This window comes from Methanoregula sp., from assembly GCF_052325125.1.
Lineage (GTDB): Archaea > Halobacteriota > Methanomicrobia > Methanomicrobiales > Methanospirillaceae > Methanoregula.
The window spans coordinates 44,754-61,039 of the sequence record NZ_JBKQWO010000034.1; the positions used below are offsets into that span (position 1 = coordinate 44,754).

Here is a 16,286-nt window from a genome sequence, read left to right on the forward strand (position 1 = left end):
TGCCGGGTGCGAATCCAAAAAATCTTTACCTTCCTTCTGGTACCGGTATATGCCGCATCGTACCTCAGGGTACCAGAGTTGAAGCGGCCGGGCCCGGACACCGGTGGTTTCCGGATCTTACCCGTCCACACGAGGTTAATTATGGAAAAAATCCAGCTGCAAAACCAGGCTCCCGCTACGCCACTCCCCATCGTAATTGCCGGTGCGCTTGTCGACGGAAAGGAGAACTACCTGACCATCGGCGCATACGGCGTCATGTCCATCCAGCCGCCGGTTGTCTATATCTCGTCCATGAAGGGTCACTACACGAATGCCGGCATCAGAAAGTCCGGGTACTTCAGTATCAATGTGCCCTCCGCAGGTCTCATCAAAAAGACTGATTACTGCGGCCTGGTCTCGGGACGCGATGCCGACAAGTCCGTAGTCTTTTCCGCATTCTACGGGAAGAAGAAGCATGCCCCGATGATCCGCGAGTGCCCGGTAAATGCGCTCTGCAAAGTGGCAAAGACCGTAGAGCTGCCCAACAACGATGTTTTTATCGGCGACGTTATCGAATATTACGTGGACAAGGACTGCCTGACGGATAAGGTTCCCGATCCCAAAAAGATCGACCCGCTGGTGCTTGCCGGCCGCTCGTACCGGAAGCTGGGCCGTGTCGCGGGCGCTGCCTTTATTGCAGGAAAAGCCCTCATAAAAAAACCATGATCCCCTTTTTTGCCGGGCGCAGTCGCAGGTCCCCGTGCTGGTGGTGGATGCTCGGATTTTTCATAAGGGGGAGGACGTTCCCGGGTGTCCGTCAGTATATCACCAGCATATTAGACCGGCGGACCTGTTCGGCCCGTACGTTTAAAAGAGAAGACCGGGGTGCCGGAATTTAAACCGTTCAGCCACGATTTATCAGGCATTCGTGACCGATTTCCCCCCCTTTCTTTCGTTCCGGAGCAGGAACAGGCCATATCCCACAAACAAAATGCCGATAAACACCGATGTGAGCAGAACCTGGGGTGATTGTGCCGGGACATTGACCCCACCCAGGGAAATAAGCGAAGTAAAATCAAAAAGGGCGTGAATTCCGACAAGGGGCCAGATACTTCCCGTCCGTAAACGAATTGCGGCGAAGGTGATCCCGAGGCCGAATGCCGCAACACTGTCAACGAGGGTGAAGGAAGGATCCCATGTACCTCCGATCATATTGAGAAGGTGAGGTGCCGCAAAGAAAAAGGAGCTCATAATGACCGCACGTATCGTACCTGTCGGAAGAAGAGTGGTGAGTATCAGGCCGCGGAACCAGGTCTCTTCCGCAAACCCCACGACGAGTGTCAGGGCTGCGAATGCAATGATGGCAAGGGGTGCGGTCACGCGGATCCCTTCCGACAGCGACAGCAGGGCAATTGCCGAAGGCAGGATAAAAAGGGGAACGTATGCCAGCCGGACTCCGGTGGTGTACCCTGCTTTTCCCCACCAGTCAAGACGTATCAGCAGGCAGATCCCGATGACAGCAAGAACAAGATCTACGATTGCAGACTGCACGAGACTGCCCGTCAGGAATCTTTCGTTTATTATGCCGGTTGCAACGACCACACCTACGACGATCAGCAGGAACCAAAAAGAGGTGCGATAGGGATGTTCGATCGTAAAACTGGCGAGCGTCATGAAGTGCCGGTTTCAAATACCCTCTCAACTATAAAGGACTTACCCGGTCGGGGGGTCCAGGAGTGTTTATGACGGGTGACCACGGTTTTATTTCGTCAGAATTATACGGTCAACGGCCCTCGTAGCGGAAACCTCATCCGCAGGTTTCGGGAACTATGCCTGAAGAATTACCGGATGCGGTTTTGATACATTGCCGGCTGACAGCGAAATATTTGCAAGATAAAAATTGAAGATCCGCCGTTAACTGACCAGACCCCATTTGCGTGAAACAGGGACGAAAAAAACGTTCCCGGGATTTCTTTCATTCCGGTACACGGTCGTATTTTCGTTTTGCATAATCACGGACAAACAGGACTATCACGATGATAATCGAGACGACCAGTATAACAATAAAGAGATCAGTAAGGTAATTGATGTACGTGCTGATTATGGAGATGCTTCCGATATAATACCCGAGAACCAGGAGAGATCCGCACCAGACTACAGAGCTGATCAGATTAAATCCTACATATCTGCGGTATTCCATCGCGTTCACCCCCGCGATGAATGACGGCAGGTTAAGAACCGGCATAAACCGGCTGAAGATCAGCGCGGCCAGGCCGAACCGGTCCATCAGGTCGAGGGCACTGCGGACATTTTTGTCATTGAGGACTGCCGGGCATACCCCCCGGCAGATTGCCAGCCCGAACCACTTCCCGCTCCAGTAGTTGATCTCGTACCCTGCAAACCCGCCTCCGACAGCGATGACAAACAGCCACACCAACGACAAACCATTGGCAATGGCCACTGCCCCGGCGAGGAACAGGAACGTGTTGTCAGGGATCGGCCAGCCAACGATAGTAGATGCGAGCATGATAATGACAAAGACCACCAGGTACACCCATACCCCGTACTGGAGGATCTGGTTTGAGAGAGAGAGGGGGGTGAGCGGGAGCAGGGCTGAACTGAGGGGGATCAAGGCATATCAACAATTTCCGCGCATGCCATATGAATCTCCTCATTCCGGGGGGAGTCCCTGATTTTTTTTTAGAAACCCTCTGGTGGGCTGTTGCGACAGGAAGATTCCTGAAACGGGGGAGTGGGGTTACGAACCGAGTGGATTCAACCCCGGATCTATGAAAACCGGTAAAAAATGTGCGAGAGCTTACCGCCTCAGGGCCCCTCCGGTGCACGGCGGGGAAGGGAGTTTTTCTGGTATGCGCACCCCTCGTTAATCTGCCGGGGGGATCCCTTTGGGGAGGGGACACTCATCATTCATGAAAGGGAAATAACGATCTCCTCATGATACCGGGGTGATTTTCTCCGGAACCGGGGGTTTTGCCCGGTGCTTTGGGGCCATCATTGTCTGCGCATGAATCTTTCATGAACCCCGGCGATGTTCGCGGGAAAATGCCGGATATCTGGCAAATGAAGGACGGTGCGTTAAAAAGAGGGATTGGCCGTTACGGGGCCGGTGCCACCGGGGCCTGTTTCTTTGCGGCAAAAGAGGTCACGATAGCGGCAATTCCGATGACGATGGCAAAGATCCCGGCAATAAACGGCAGGAGTGCGGCCGAGATCAGCGGGAACACAAGCAGCAGGATCCCGAAGACGAGACTGATGATCCCGAGGATGCCGTTTCCCGCATCTTTCTGCGAGAACGCGTGATACAGGTGGGCAATACCAGTGATGCATGCCCAGACGCCGATGATGATGATCACAAACGTCAGGAGGAAGAAGGTGCTGTACAACGGGTAGGAAAGGACGATGATACCTGCGATAAGATTCAGGATCGCAAGGACGACCTTCCAGCCCATGTTCGTCCGGTCAACAGCAAGGCTCACAAGGGAGAAAATACCCCCGACAAACCAGTACGCGCCAAGGAAGGTGATGAATATCACCGTTGTAATGCCGGGCGAGGCAAGGAACATGACCCCGAGGATCAGGGCAAGGAACCCCCACAGGAGGAGAACCCACCACGGAAAGAGCCCGGGTGCCCAGCACCCGCTTAAACATCCGCACGATTCCGGTTTTGCAGCAGTTTCAGCCATACAAAAATACCTCAATAGTTATACGTGAATTCTGGCGCGGGGATATTTTAATCTTGCTTTTTAAAGCACGCACTGTTACCGGATTATCCGGGCCGCATTTATCCGCTCCCCGGCATGCCGAGGACCGAGCGGACCGCATCCTGTGTCGTCTTTGGCGTCCCGGTCGTATTGAGCAGGTAGCAGTCCGTCCGCCCGATGAGGTCGCTGATGTACCGGTCCCGGAGTGCGGTCTTGCGGGTATCCCTCACGAGCAGGTGCGGGTTGAAGTAGCCGTTTCCGGTAAAAAGGTCGAGCGCTTCTCCCTTTTCAAGCGGGCAGAGGACCTGCGGGTCGGCGGCGTCCCGCTTGAGGATGATGATGGTCGAAAGAGTGGTGAGGGGCAGCAGCCGCCCTTTGCCTACGACCCACCGGATGTCGGCGACCGCACGCCCGTCCGCATCGTACTCTTCCGCCTCAACGAGGCCATCGTACTCCTTCCAGATGGCGGAAAGGTCCTGGCGGATGTAAAAATTCCGCTCCGATCCGTACGCGAGGATCTCCGGGCCGAAGACCCGGGCAAAGAACCAGTCGTCGGATATGATCCGGGCGTGCGGGTCGCGGAGGAGGCCATAGGTCTGCGTGGTCTTCCCTGCACCCGATATCCCGACCATGGCAAGCCCCTTTCCCCCGACATCCACGCAGGCGCCGTGGACCGAGGAGATGCCGTGTTCGTCTTCAAGAATATCGCCGCACAGCCCGAGCGCGATCGATTTGACCCAGCCATAGTAGGAGACGTTGAAGAGGAACGCAGTCTTCGAATACGGGTCAAACCGGACCGTGTTCTCAGCGCAGGAAGGGTCTGAGAAGACAAAGAGCCGGCCGTGCGACCGGATATTCTGGGACATCGGATAAAAGTTCTCCTGCCATTTTCCGGGAAGTGCCCGATCATCGGACAGCAGCTTGATGCAGCAGCCGAAGATCTCGGATTTAATCTCGTATTTTACCCGTGGTGCACAGCGTTCTGCCAGCTGCTCTTTTTCTTCCGGAGAAATGAGACTGATGGTATACGGCATCAAGACGGCCCCGCAAACAATAATACTTACCGTTGATATTCGGGTGCGCCGGCATAGGATGTTTTCGGTTCGCGCATGCAAGGCTCGCATCGGGTGCAGTTGCATTGGCGGTTGATGTGAATATTTTTACGAAATTAAAGATCGGCGACCAACGATAAGTGCAACAGGACCCGGCCGTGTATGGATTCGTTGCGAATCCCTTTGACTGGACGAGTATCCTGATCGGAGAATCCCATGAATCAGGACTGGATGGGGTGCAGGTTGTCCCTTTTACGATGCCTGAAAAACGCCCGTAAAACCGTCCGATTGCGCTCCCCAAAAATCCGGCTGTTTTTAACCATCAGTTTACGAAAACAAGCTCAAATTGAGCTCCATATAATGCCCTTTATTGCCCTGTATCCGCGTTCTGGCGGCATCTTTTTTACGGATCGTGTAATCGGCAATGTGACCTGCGATCAGCCAAAAGAACTGCACTATCGGGTCCGTTTTATTTCGTCCGATTTCAAAAATGCGGCCTATTTGGGGTTATTTTTAATCGGGGCCCGATGCGGGCTTTGTTTCGGGTGTGAAGAGGGTAATCGGGGGCCATTTTGGGCCCGGATTGAAGGCTGGGGTCTTTGAGGGATCATGTGGAAAAATGCAGGAATGAAAGGAATTTTCATGTGCGGGCAGGGTGAGAAGATGCAGGCCGTCATCACCCGATACAGATTGTTACGCCATCCCTTAATACAAAAATGCCTACAGGCTGCAGTACCCGGAAAGCAATTCCCGGGCCACCTTGTCGGTGGAATTAATGCCGACGCTCCCGTTGCCCGGGTTGACAAAGACCTGCACGACATTCGTGGTGGCGGCGGCAGTGGCGACAAGAGCGAGGGGCGAAAACACAAAAACGATCCATGTGAGCGGATAAACAGGGTTCATATCGGGACAGGGAGGAGAAAAGGCGATAATGATGGTGCCACGCTTTCCCCGGTCAGTTCACTGATCGCCCGGCGCCGGAGGCCCCCCTGGTAGTCCAGAAAAGAAGGACTGTCCCCGCAGCGGCGATGATGGCTGCGATCATAAAACCTGCGCTGTACCCGACGAATGTCCAGATGAACCCGATCATCACGCTCGATACGAGATCGCCGACCCCGTTTATGGTGGCGAGCGCCCCGAAGCCAAGCGCCCGGGACTCCTCTTCCACCATCTCAGCGGCGAGGGCGCTTTCAAGAGTGTCCTCGGCCGCGATAAAGATGCCGCACATCGCAAAGAGCATACCGAATACGATCACGTTCGCCGGGGCGATGACAAAGCCGATGAAGGTCGCGACAGCGACGGCATACCCGAAAATAAGCATCGGCCTCCTCCCGATGCGGTCGCCGAGCAGCCCCAGAGGATACGATGCCGCAGCATAGACGATGTTTCGTACAAGATACAGGCCCACACCCAGGGTGGTTGCCGGAATAAACCCGAGCGACGGGGTGAGACTGACGATGGCAAAGGCGATGAGCAGGGTCTGGGAGAAGTCCGCAATCCCAAAGACGAGGACTGCACCGAGAAAAGCCTTGAACCGTAACGGGAGTCCCCGCATGGATGCAACAAGAGGCCGGGGTCGCGGGTGCGGGGCCGCGTCGCGCTCGCGCAGGAAGAGCCAGATTGCGACGAATGCAAGGATACCGGGGATTACCGCCAGCCAGAGGATCTCCCGGATACCCATCGATGCAACGAGGACGAGGGCCAGGGCAGGCCCGGCGACTGCCCCGAGGGTGTCCCCGGCCCGGTGGAAACCGAAGGCCTTGCCGAGATCTTTCTTCTCTACCGATTTCGAGAGAATTGCATCCCGGGCGGGGCTGCGGATCCCCTTGCCGATCCACCCGACGAGTCTCCCCGCAAGTACCCCATACCACGAGGACGCGATGGCGACGATTGCAGGAAAGACAGCGGTCGCGACCGAGCCTCCCAGCGCGAACCCCCGCCGCCTGCCCAGCTTATCGGCAAAATATCCCGAGAAAAGCTTGACGAAGCTGGATGCCCCGTCGCTCAGGCCTTCGATAATTCCGAGGGCAAAGACAGGAGCGCCGAGAAGGATCAGGAACGAGGGAAGGAGAACGGTCACCGATTCGTACCCGAGATCGCCAAAGAAACTTGCAAGCCCGGCACCAACAACGATCCGGTTCAGCCATCCGGGCCACTTCATAACGGTATATCAGGAGGGGATACCTGATAAAAGCTGAGGATTTTACCGCGGCGGTTCTCTCTTGTTTTTCGTGTATTTTCGCCTGCCATCGTCAGGAGATCGCGTTCGCACCGGAGAAGGCAGGTGATTTGAGAAAAGTGTCGTTATCTGTGCAGACCCGGTCCCGCTGGTAAACGTTATCCGTCATCTCTCACTCCCTGACAATATACCAAAACACTATATATCCCCGATAGAAAATCACCACATATCGAGTATCGAAGGAGTGAACGATCTATGGCAGATGAAGAACCAAAACCCGTGCTGGTCCGTGAACGCCTCGATGTCTGCGAGCTGGACCGCGTCCGGATGGCCCTTATGAACCCGGCGCTGATCGCACAGAAACTTGCAGAGCGGACGATCGACGAGAATGCAAAACCCCTCCTTGAGAGGACAATGAAGGACGGCATCGAGACCGTCTGGGACCGGTACGAGATGCAGCAGCCGCCCTGCAAATACTGCGAGGCCGGGCTCTCCTGTCACCGGTGCGCCATGGGCCCGTGCCGGATCATCCCGCCCCACCGGATCCGGGGCGTCTGTGGTGCCGATGCCGACCTGATTGTCGCCCGCAACCTGCTTGATACGATCGCGACCGGGTCAGCGGCCCATTCCGATCACGGCCGTGATATCCTCGAAACCCTGTATCTCGTGGGGATGGGCAAGACCAAAGACTACGGCATCGCCGATCCGGAAAAACTGCGCGTGATCGCAAAAGAGTACGGCATCTCACCTGACGGTAAGAGCAGCGAGAAACTCGCTGCCGAACTCGGCCGCGCCATGCTCGAAGAGTACGGCATGGTGAAAAACACCCTCCAGCTTCTCAACCGGGCTCCGAAAGCGACCCGGGAGATTTGGGATAATCTCGGGATCTCCCCACGGGGGATCGACCGCGAAGTCGTGGACTGTATGCACCGGATCCAGATGGGGGTCGGGGCAGATTATGTGAACATCCTGCTGCAGGGCCTGCGCTGCAGCCTGTCTGACGGGTGGGGCGGGTCGATGATCGGGACCGATATTTCCGATGTCCTGTTCGGCACGCCGACCATCAAATCATCGCAGATCAACCTTGCGGTGCTCAAGGAAGACCATGTCAATATCGCGGTCCACGGTCATAACCCGGTGCTCTCCGAGATGGTCGTCAAGGCGGTTGCGGACCCCGAACTCGTGGCTCTCGCCAAAAAAAACGGTGCGAAAGGGATCAACCTCGTCGGGCTCTGCTGCACGGGAAGCGAGCTCCTGATGCGCAAGGGCATCCCGATGAGTGGTAACCACTTAAACCAGGAACTGGTCATCACGAGCGGTGCCCTCGAGGCGATGATTGTCGATTACCAGTGTATCTTCCCCTCGCTTGCACGGACCGCCAGCTGCTTCCACACGCTGATCATCTCCACCAGTGCCAAGGCAAAAATGCCGGGTTCGTATTTCTTTGATTTCCATGCGGACAAAGGATTCCTGACTGCAAAAGCGATCGTCCGGATGGCAGTCGAGAACTTCAAGAACCGGAACCCGAAAAGGGTGTTGATCCCGGGTAAGCCGGTCCCGCTCATGTCCGGGTTCTCCAATGAAGCGATTAAAAATGCGCTCGGGGGTTCGTTCAAACCCCTCATCGATCTCATCGCGGCCGGGAAGATCCGGGGCGCGGTCGGGATCGTCGGGTGCAACAACCCGCACGTGAAGCATGACTACGGCCACGTGACCCTGTCCAAGGCGCTCATAAAGAAAAACATCCTCTGTGTCGAGACGGGCTGTGCGGCGATTGCCTCGGCAAAGGCCGGGCTTCTCCGGCCGGAAGCAGCGGCTCTCGCGGGCGACGACCTGCGTGCGGTTTGCGAATCGTTAAAAATCCCGCCCGTGCTGCACATGGGTTCGTGCGTGGATAACTCGCGTATCCTCGTGCTCGCGGCCGAACTGGGCAATGCGCTCAATGTCCCGATCCACAAGCTGCCCATCGCCGGCGCAGCACCGGAATGGTATTCGCAGAAGGCGGTTTCGATCGGCGCCTACTTCGTTGCCTCCGGTGTCTATACCGTACTCGGCGTGATGCCGCATATCTCCGGCAGCCCGGCCGTGGTCTCGCTCCTCACCGATGGCCTCAAAGGTGCCGTGAACGCGAGCTTTGCCGTTGAACCTGACCCGGTCAAGGCGGCCGTGCTTATCGAGAACCATATCGAAAAGAAGCGCGTAGAGCTGGGGATATGAGCGGGCCAGCCGGGACCCGGCCGGTAAAAAAGGGGATCCGGGTTGTCATCACCGGGAAGGGCGGGGTCGGGAAGACCACCCTTGCGGCGCTCCTCGCCCACCTGTTTGCCCGCGAGGGAATGCGGGTCCTTGCGATCGACGGCGACCCCCAGCAGAACCTCGCGGCGACGCTCGGTATCCCCCGGGCTGACGCGGAACGGATTGTGCCGGTATCGGAGAGTGCCGACTACCTGCGCGAAAAGACCGGCGCCGGGTCGGACGTTTCCCCGGGCGGGCTTCTCACGCTCAACCCCGATGTAAGCGATGTGATCGACCGGTTTTCGGTGCCGGTCGATCGCAACCTCCGGCTTCTTGTCATGGGAAGCGTGAAAGAGGCGGGTGGCGGGTGCCTGTGTCCCGAGTATACCCTGCTTTCCGCCATACTCCGGCACATGCGGCTCCTTGCCGACGAGGTCATTATCCTTGACACCCCGGCCGGACTCGAACATTTCGGGAGGGCTGTCGCCGAAGGGTTCACCTGCGCAGTGGTGGTGACGGATCATTCCTACAACGCCGTATCCGTTGCCCGGAAATCGGCAGCGCTCGCCCGGCAGCTCGGGATAGAAAAGGTTATTCTCGCCATCAACCGTGCACTGGAAGACCCTGAAGTACAGAACACCTGCGGGAATATCGGGGGTGTCGCGGAGTTTTCACAGACCATCGTCCTGCCTGATGATCCCGTGGTCGGCCGGACCGAACCTGCGGTCACCCCGCTCCTTGCCGGTGAATCGATATTTATCAGCAGTGTCCGGACCCTTGAGGCAGCCATTGCCGGCCGGTGCGAGAACTGGGTCCCGGAGGGCTCCTGACCGGGCATGATCCGGATCTCTGCCGGAGGGCAGGGGGTGAAGGTTTCTGGACCGGGAGAAAACCCGTTTTCACCAAAAGGACCTGGTTATCAGAGAGACGGGAGGGAACGTACCTGTCCTTTAATCCTCCCCTTTTTGCTTTCGTGACCGTGGGATAGTATCTTCCCGGGAGGTATGGTTCTATGCGGGGATGCCCTCAAGCGTGCGGGGTAAAGACATTGCCGAATCATACAGGGGCGTAAAGAAAGGGTGGGAGAGAAACTCCCCGGAACCGGTTATTTTAGATTTTCAAACAGGGATTCGCGATCAGCCGGTAAAAAGGGACAGGATGCCCTGTTTCGCTGATGCCGCAAGCTTCCGGCAGGTAAGGTGCAAGCCACGGGTTTATCGTGGGCCGCACCAAATGTTTCTCACCCTTCGTGAGTATGTTGATGATGCAACACACCGCCTCGCCCGATCCCTCCGCTCACCATGCGGTCTTCTCGGCCACCGCCCTTTTGCCGCGGTACCCCCGGGTGCCCGACATCCCGGCGACCGGAGCACTCTGGGTACTCGTCTCCGATCAGGGCGTAGCGATCGGAAACGGGGAACACCCGCAGATCTATGCAGAAGCCGGGCCGTCGCAGCCGGGCATTGTCGAATACCTCGGGCACATCGGTACAGTACCCTGCTACGCGGCAGAGCTGCAGCAGGGTGCCCCGATCCCGGGGGACCGGGTCATTATCGGTATACGGGATCTCTATGGCAGGATCCCGGACAGGGATCTCGCCGTTGCGGCATTTGCCGTCCGTACGATCGGATCGTCAAAAACGAGCCGGTTCTGCGGCCGGTGCGGGCATGAGACCCTGCCGGTTCTTTCCGAGCGGGCAAAGAGATGTCCGGCCTGCGATCTGGTCATCTATCCGCGGATCTCACCGGCGATCATCGTGCTTATCACCCGGGGTGAGGAGATCCTGCTGGCCCGCTCCCCCCGGTTCCCGGCCGTGATGCACAGCGTGATCGCGGGCTTTGTCGAGCCGGGCGAGACGCTTGAGCATGCCGTCAGCCGCGAGGTGCTGGAAGAGGTAGGCATTGCGGTGAAAAATATCCGGTATTTTGCAAGCGAACCATGGCCGTTTCCCGACTCGCTCATGATCGCGTTTGTGGCCGACTATGCCGGTGGTGAAATTTCTATCGACAACAATGAGATCGTTTTCGCAGGCTGGTTTGGCCGGGATAACCTTCCCGGGCTTCCCGCAAAAATGAGCATATCGAGGGCTCTTATCGACTCGTGGGTGGAGCGTAAAATTCCCTTGTCCTAAAAGCACAAAAAAACCCAGAGTCCGGAAAAATTTCTTTTTATTTCTTTTTATATTGCGGGAGATCCTTGCATAGGCTATCTTTCTCTCCCGTCGATCTGATACGTCGCCTGCAAAACCATGCCTCCCGGGAATGTAATACACCGGCATCGCTCAAGCGAAAGGGTAGTCCCGGGGCAGGCCTGCTCTTCTCCGTCTCCCGGTGCATCGTCGTTTTGTCGAAAGAGAAGGTTGACACGAGAAAAAAATTCTTTTTTAATCATCCCGGCCGGTTTGCGCACACGAATGCGGGCGATTGACAGAACCGCAGGCGATATAAACATAGATATAATATAAAGCCTTTTAATTCTGTTAGAGAGCAATGGTGATGAATTCTGAACCATCAGGTACAGATGCGGACATCCCTGACGGGGACAGCGCCATCGATGTCTTCATTCTCTGCAAAGATCCCCGGGCCTCGCAGCTGATCAGCGATCAGCTGACGTCGGAGGGATACCGGGTTACCTTTTTTTCCGACAGAACGGAACTGCTCGAGACCCTTCGTGCCGGAAAACCCAACCTCCTCATCTGCGATGCCACCAGCCCGGAGCAGGATGGCTACGATGTCTGTCGCGAGATAAAGGCCGATGACGATCTCTGGAGGGTCCCGGTGCTCCTTCTCACCGGTGTAGCAAGCCTCGGCGACCTCCTGATCGTCCTTGACAGCAATGCGGACAATTTTATCGCCCGGCCGTACGATCCCCTGTATCTCCTGTCGCTGATTGAGACCATGCTCGGATCAGCGGTCGAAAAACCGGATCCTGAAAAAGTCAGGACCCAGTTCAAGATCCGGCACGAAGATCACGATTACGTGATCATGGCGGATCGCAGGAAACTCCTGGAATTCCTGCTCTCCTCGTTTGAGATCGCTGTCGACCGGGCCGGGGAACTGGCCCGGGTGCAGGGTACGCTTGACAACCTGAAATCCACGCTCGAACACAGGGTCGCCGACAGAACGAGCGAACTCAGTACGGAAACAGCCCGTCTCCAGATGCTCCTGAACGGGAAGACGCACGAGCTGGAGAATACCGAAAATGCTCTTTTAGGGCAGAAAAAAGAGGGAGATTCCCTGCGCTCCCGGCTTGAAGAGAAAGAGATGGCCATTGCCGGAAACAGGGATGAAATCAACCGGCTTACGCAGGAACTCGAATCAACACGCGCCCGGCTTGCAGAAGCAGAGGATACGATCCGTACGCTCGGGACCGAGAAAGATGAACTCGAACATGCACTCCGCGGCGATGCAGAGACCTTAAACCAGCATCTCGAAAAGACACAAAAGGACCTTGAAGAGGCAAGAAAAGAACTCGCAGACGTTACCGGGCACCGGGATGAACTGGCGACGCAGGTTGCCGAGCTTGCGCAGAAACACGACGAGGCACACAAAACACTTGGTACCCGGTCTATCGAGATCGAGCAGCTAAAAAGCGCCCTTGCCGGCGAGAAGAACCGATCGGAAGCGGCTGAACAGGAAGTCAAGTCCATCCTGCAGGCGAAAGCAATGTCGGAGCAGGATCTCCGGCAGATGGTCGGGGATATTACCGAAAAGGCAAAGCAGCAGTCGCAGGAATGCCTGCGGCTCGCTGACGAACTGGCTGCCGAAAAAGAGCACCGGGAAGCCGCGGAGCAACAGTACGGCACGCTCGCGCAGGAAACAGCGAAAAAAGAAGCGGCGTTTGCCGCCGAGAAAGGGACGCTCCTCGCACACCATGAAGCGCTCCAGCAGAAATACGATGCGCTCACGGAATCATTTGGTGCCGAGCGCCAGAAGAACGCATCACGCGAAGCTGAACTTGCCCGCATCGCTACGGCAGGAGACCAGATTGCCCGGGAGCTCAAGGCATTACAGGAGCGGCTGGACACTACTGCTGCTGCCCTTGATGAGGAAAAATACCTGCGTGCCGGCGCAGAAAAGAGTGTCAGGGAACTGGCAGAGACAAAGGACGGGGAGCTGCAGGCACTTAACGACAGCATCTGTGCGCTCCGCCAGGACCTGGAGAAAGCCCGCTCCGATCTGGTGCAGGTCCGGCAGGAGCGGGACGCCGCGCTTGGTACGCAGAAGGGTCTGAACGAAGAACTCGCTGCGGCCGTGCTTGCCGGAGCGCAATCCGACAAACTTGCCCGCTCGGCTGCATCCGAGATGGAACGGGTCCAGGATGAACTGGAGACCGAACAGCGCCTGCGCCACGCAGCCGAAGAGAAACTCTCGGAGGTTACCCTGACAAAGGAGCGGGTCGAAAGGAGCCTTGATACCACCGGAGAGCAGGCGGCGGCACACGAACGTGAACTCCTTGCAAAAATCCAGGGCCTGGCAGATGCCCTTGATGCAGAGCGCGAAGCGCGTTGCAGGGCAGAGGATAACGAACTGCGTGCAGCCCGGGAAAAGGAGCAGGCCGATCAGGAACTCCGAAAGATAACCGACGAGAAAGCGACGGGGGATGTCCGCCGCGAAGATCAGGTTAGAGAACTCGAAGGCGATCTTAAAACTGCACTCGAACGTCAGCGGTCGCTGGAAGAACAGCTTCGCGATGCCGAGCGGGAGCAGGCCGAAAAAGAAGCAGCAGTGCAGGTTCTCAACCAGGAAATTGAACAGGCTGCCGCCGCACTTGCAGCAGAAAAAGAGGAGCGGCATGCGGCTGAAGAGGCATATGCCGAGGCAAAAGATGCCCTTGTCGAACTCAGGAAAAAACCCCGTATCCCTTCCACCGCACTAGAAGAAATCCCGGTTGAAAACCACGCGATCGTCATGAAAGGGCCGGATCTTCCCGTTATCATTACGCACGGGCCGCAGGCACTGGCCCGCAAAGAGATTGACCGGTTAATACCGGTACCGCCGGCACCGGCAGATCCAGATACCTTACATGCGGCTGAAGAACCGGATGAGCCCCGGGTCACGATCAGGTGCGTGGAAGACCTCTTTGAAGAGCCAGAGGACCTCGATATCGACGAGCTGCCGGATGCGACCCGGGCCCCCGGGGCACCGGGCGGCGAGGCCGGGAATATTGTCCGGGAAACCGGTGCATCAGGTTACAAAGACACTACGACCGGGGAGTATGATCCGGATGATGCGGAGGATACTTGTGACGACGATGAAACCGGTGACGATGATGCCGGTGCGGCCGATACCGAAAGCGTATCCGGTGAGGAAACAGCGGGGCAGGTTACGGACGCCGGCGTTCCGACATTCAGCCGCCAGCAGTGGTTCGATCTGGTGAAATGGGCTCACAATGCGGGCTCACTTAGCCATGAGGATCGTATCAGGATCGTGAAGCTCGGGCGCCTGATCCAGAAAGGCAGGCGGTTGACCGGGCGACAGGAAGCGCAGCTCGCAGAGCTTGTCGCACTTGCCCGCGCGATGGGATACCAGGCACATAAATGAACAACCACACCACCCGCACTTTTTGAGGACTACAAAGACCGTAGTTTTAGTACATCAAAGATCGTAACAGGGCTGGTGCAACGATCACTTTTTTGTGATCCTCATTTTATACGATCAGGTAGTCTTTGCCGGTGAAGGCGCCTTTATGATACCTGCGGGCCCGCGATCCTGCCGGACCGCTACTTCAGAGAAGTATACCATGGTACCCAGGCAGATGCCGATACCGGCGACACTGAGCGGTGAAAAGAGGGCCGGTGCCAGGATGCCTTCGCTTTCAAGCGAGAAAAGGACAATGAGCACGGTACCGTGCTGGATATGATACCGGGCGATCCGGGGGTCGGTCCGGTCGCAGGGACGTATGGAACCGGCGACTGCCCGGGAGCTGAACGGGAAGAAGGGAAAGATACCTTTTCTCGTGCAGAGATCTTCAGCCAGATGGAGCCCCATGCCGAGGAGTATGCCGCCCAGGAATACAGCGATCCATCCGGCAAGTGCACGGTCTGCCAGGAACGCCGGGAGGTAAAGAAAGGCGCTGGTGAATACAAAAATGAACAGGACGCCGGGAAGGGAGTGGGTCAGGCGCTTGTCCGCAGGATCCGGGACCGGGTGCCGGGTGCGTGCAGAGATCCGGCACATGAGCGGGGCACATATCCGCCGGGGAAACTGGACGATGAGCCACGCGAACGTGCGGAAGGTAAGATGTTTTGGCCGGGTCATGTGGATATCGGGCAGGAGGACACCGGTACAGGTACCGGCAATGACCAGCACCATGAGAAGAGGGTCGGACAGAAAGAAGGAACTACATAAAATAAGAGCGCACATCAGGGCAAGTGCCATATGATGCCGGGTGATCATGAGTTCTGGCTCCCTACATGTCCGGCATTTATCGTAACCGCAGGTTTTTTGCGGTGGCAATAGCCGTGATGCAGCCGGGATCGGTGACGATCAAAAACCGGCGGGGCTGGTATTCCCGCCGGTTATCTGCAAAATACTCTCGCGTAGTTGCATATAAGTATTGGGATTTTACTTATTTTTAAATAATGTACATTAAGATTAATTGACAAACGACAGGCTATACGGATTGTATACCGCATCCCCTGCCTGCAGGAGTGTCTTAAACGATCATTTTGTTTGAATTGCATCAGGAAAATCTGGGGGGAGAAGAGGGGTATCTTACGCGACATAGAACAGTGCCGGTGAAAAAGTCGGCCCGCAAAAGTGAATGTGCACCGGTAAAAACCCCGGCATAACACTTTTCTTTTAATGCAGATTTATGTGAGATTTCTCCAACGGTGGCCATCATGCCGGATGCGGGCGAAAAAGACCCACTTTTTCGCAGTCCACGTACACATCGCGGATAAAGGGAGGGAGCATTTGCCCCCCTCATGATGATCATCCCCCCCCATCCCGGCAATCACCCCCACCACCTGTTGCGCCGTCACAGGGTCCGGGGCCCGGGCCAAAACCAGCCCGGCCATAGAGACGAACATGGTCCAGAAGACTTTTTTCACATGCTCATTTTTCCCGAACGTCTCGATCGCTGCGTCCACATCTGTCTTCATCGCCCGTTGGATCA

Annotated in this window: 14 protein-coding genes; 6 read left to right on the forward strand and 8 right to left on the reverse strand. The window is 56.7% G+C overall.

Annotation, left to right across the window (positions count from 1 at the left end; all coding sequences use genetic code 11):
* Positions 1-141 precede the first annotated feature (141 nt).
* Positions 142-705, forward strand: coding sequence for a flavin reductase family protein (locus tag ACLQMU_RS08150; RefSeq protein ID WP_424039923.1), 564 nt, complete (start codon positions 142-144; stop codon positions 703-705).
* Between the two features lie 192 nt (positions 706-897).
* Here ACLQMU_RS08150 and ACLQMU_RS08155 read toward each other — a convergent pair whose 3' ends face one another.
* The 4 genes from ACLQMU_RS08155 to ACLQMU_RS08170 form a co-directional block, all read right to left on the reverse strand.
* Positions 898-1,653: a CPBP family intramembrane glutamic endopeptidase gene (locus tag ACLQMU_RS08155; protein WP_422150397.1), complete on the reverse strand. Its 756-nt coding sequence runs from the start codon at positions 1,651-1,653 to the stop codon at positions 898-900.
* A 301-nt stretch (positions 1,654-1,954) separates the two neighbouring features.
* Complete coding sequence (locus ACLQMU_RS08160; protein ID WP_424039920.1) at positions 1,955-2,611, reverse strand: DedA family protein; 657 nt, start codon at positions 2,609-2,611, stop codon at positions 1,955-1,957.
* Between the two features lie 484 nt (positions 2,612-3,095).
* On the reverse strand, positions 3,096-3,683 hold the full coding sequence (locus ACLQMU_RS08165; RefSeq protein WP_422150395.1) for an HdeD family acid-resistance protein: 588 nt from the start codon (positions 3,681-3,683) through the stop codon (positions 3,096-3,098).
* Positions 3,684-3,781: 98 nt separating this feature from the next.
* Positions 3,782-4,735, reverse strand: coding sequence for an aldolase (locus tag ACLQMU_RS08170; RefSeq protein ID WP_422150394.1), 954 nt, complete (start codon positions 4,733-4,735; stop codon positions 3,782-3,784).
* Positions 4,736-4,969: 234 nt separating this feature from the next.
* On the opposite strand from ACLQMU_RS08170, the gene ACLQMU_RS08175 reads away from it, so the two are divergent.
* Positions 4,970-5,356, forward strand: a complete 387-nt coding sequence (locus ACLQMU_RS08175) for a hypothetical protein (protein WP_424039918.1) — start codon at positions 4,970-4,972, stop codon at positions 5,354-5,356.
* Between the two features lie 117 nt (positions 5,357-5,473).
* On the opposite strand, the gene ACLQMU_RS08180 is transcribed toward ACLQMU_RS08175, so the two are convergent.
* A complete protein-coding gene (locus ACLQMU_RS08180; protein ID WP_424039916.1) occupies positions 5,474-5,656 on the reverse strand; it encodes a hypothetical protein in 183 nt (60 codons plus the stop codon).
* 52 nt (positions 5,657-5,708) lie between these two features.
* Positions 5,709-6,914 (reverse strand): MFS transporter, encoded by a 1,206-nt coding sequence (locus tag ACLQMU_RS08185; protein WP_422150391.1) that lies wholly within the window; start codon positions 6,912-6,914, stop codon positions 5,709-5,711.
* Positions 6,915-7,187: 273 nt separating this feature from the next.
* On the opposite strand from ACLQMU_RS08185, the gene cooS reads away from it, so the two are divergent.
* From cooS to ACLQMU_RS08205, 4 genes are all read left to right on the forward strand, one after another.
* Positions 7,188-9,149, forward strand: coding sequence for an anaerobic carbon-monoxide dehydrogenase catalytic subunit (cooS, locus tag ACLQMU_RS08190; protein ID WP_424040328.1), 1,962 nt, complete (start codon positions 7,188-7,190; stop codon positions 9,147-9,149).
* Positions 9,146-9,997 (forward strand): ATP-binding protein, encoded by an 852-nt coding sequence (locus ACLQMU_RS08195; RefSeq protein WP_422150389.1) that lies wholly within the window; start codon positions 9,146-9,148, stop codon positions 9,995-9,997. The genes cooS and ACLQMU_RS08195 overlap by 4 nt, the downstream gene beginning before the upstream one ends.
* Positions 9,998-10,428: 431 nt before the next feature.
* Positions 10,429-11,298 carry an NAD(+) diphosphatase gene (nudC, locus tag ACLQMU_RS08200; RefSeq protein WP_422150388.1) on the forward strand — a complete coding sequence of 290 codons (870 nt, stop codon included), beginning with the start codon at positions 10,429-10,431 and terminating at the stop codon, positions 11,296-11,298.
* Positions 11,299-11,656: 358 nt separating this feature from the next.
* The gene (locus ACLQMU_RS08205) at positions 11,657-14,710 is read left to right on the forward strand and encodes a response regulator (protein ID WP_443673649.1); all 3,054 of its coding nucleotides are present in this window, start codon (positions 11,657-11,659) and stop codon (positions 14,708-14,710) included.
* A gap of 114 nt (positions 14,711-14,824) precedes the next feature.
* Here ACLQMU_RS08205 and ACLQMU_RS08210 read toward each other — a convergent pair whose 3' ends face one another.
* Together ACLQMU_RS08210 and ACLQMU_RS08215 are read right to left on the reverse strand one after the other, a co-directional pair.
* Positions 14,825-15,565 carry a metal-dependent hydrolase gene (locus tag ACLQMU_RS08210; RefSeq protein ID WP_422150386.1) on the reverse strand — a complete coding sequence of 247 codons (741 nt, stop codon included), beginning with the start codon at positions 15,563-15,565 and terminating at the stop codon, positions 14,825-14,827.
* A gap of 416 nt (positions 15,566-15,981) precedes the next feature.
* Entirely contained in the window at positions 15,982-16,272 is a 291-nt protein-coding gene (locus tag ACLQMU_RS08215) for a hypothetical protein (RefSeq protein WP_422150385.1), read from the reverse strand.
* Between the last annotated feature and the right edge of the window lie 14 nt (positions 16,273-16,286).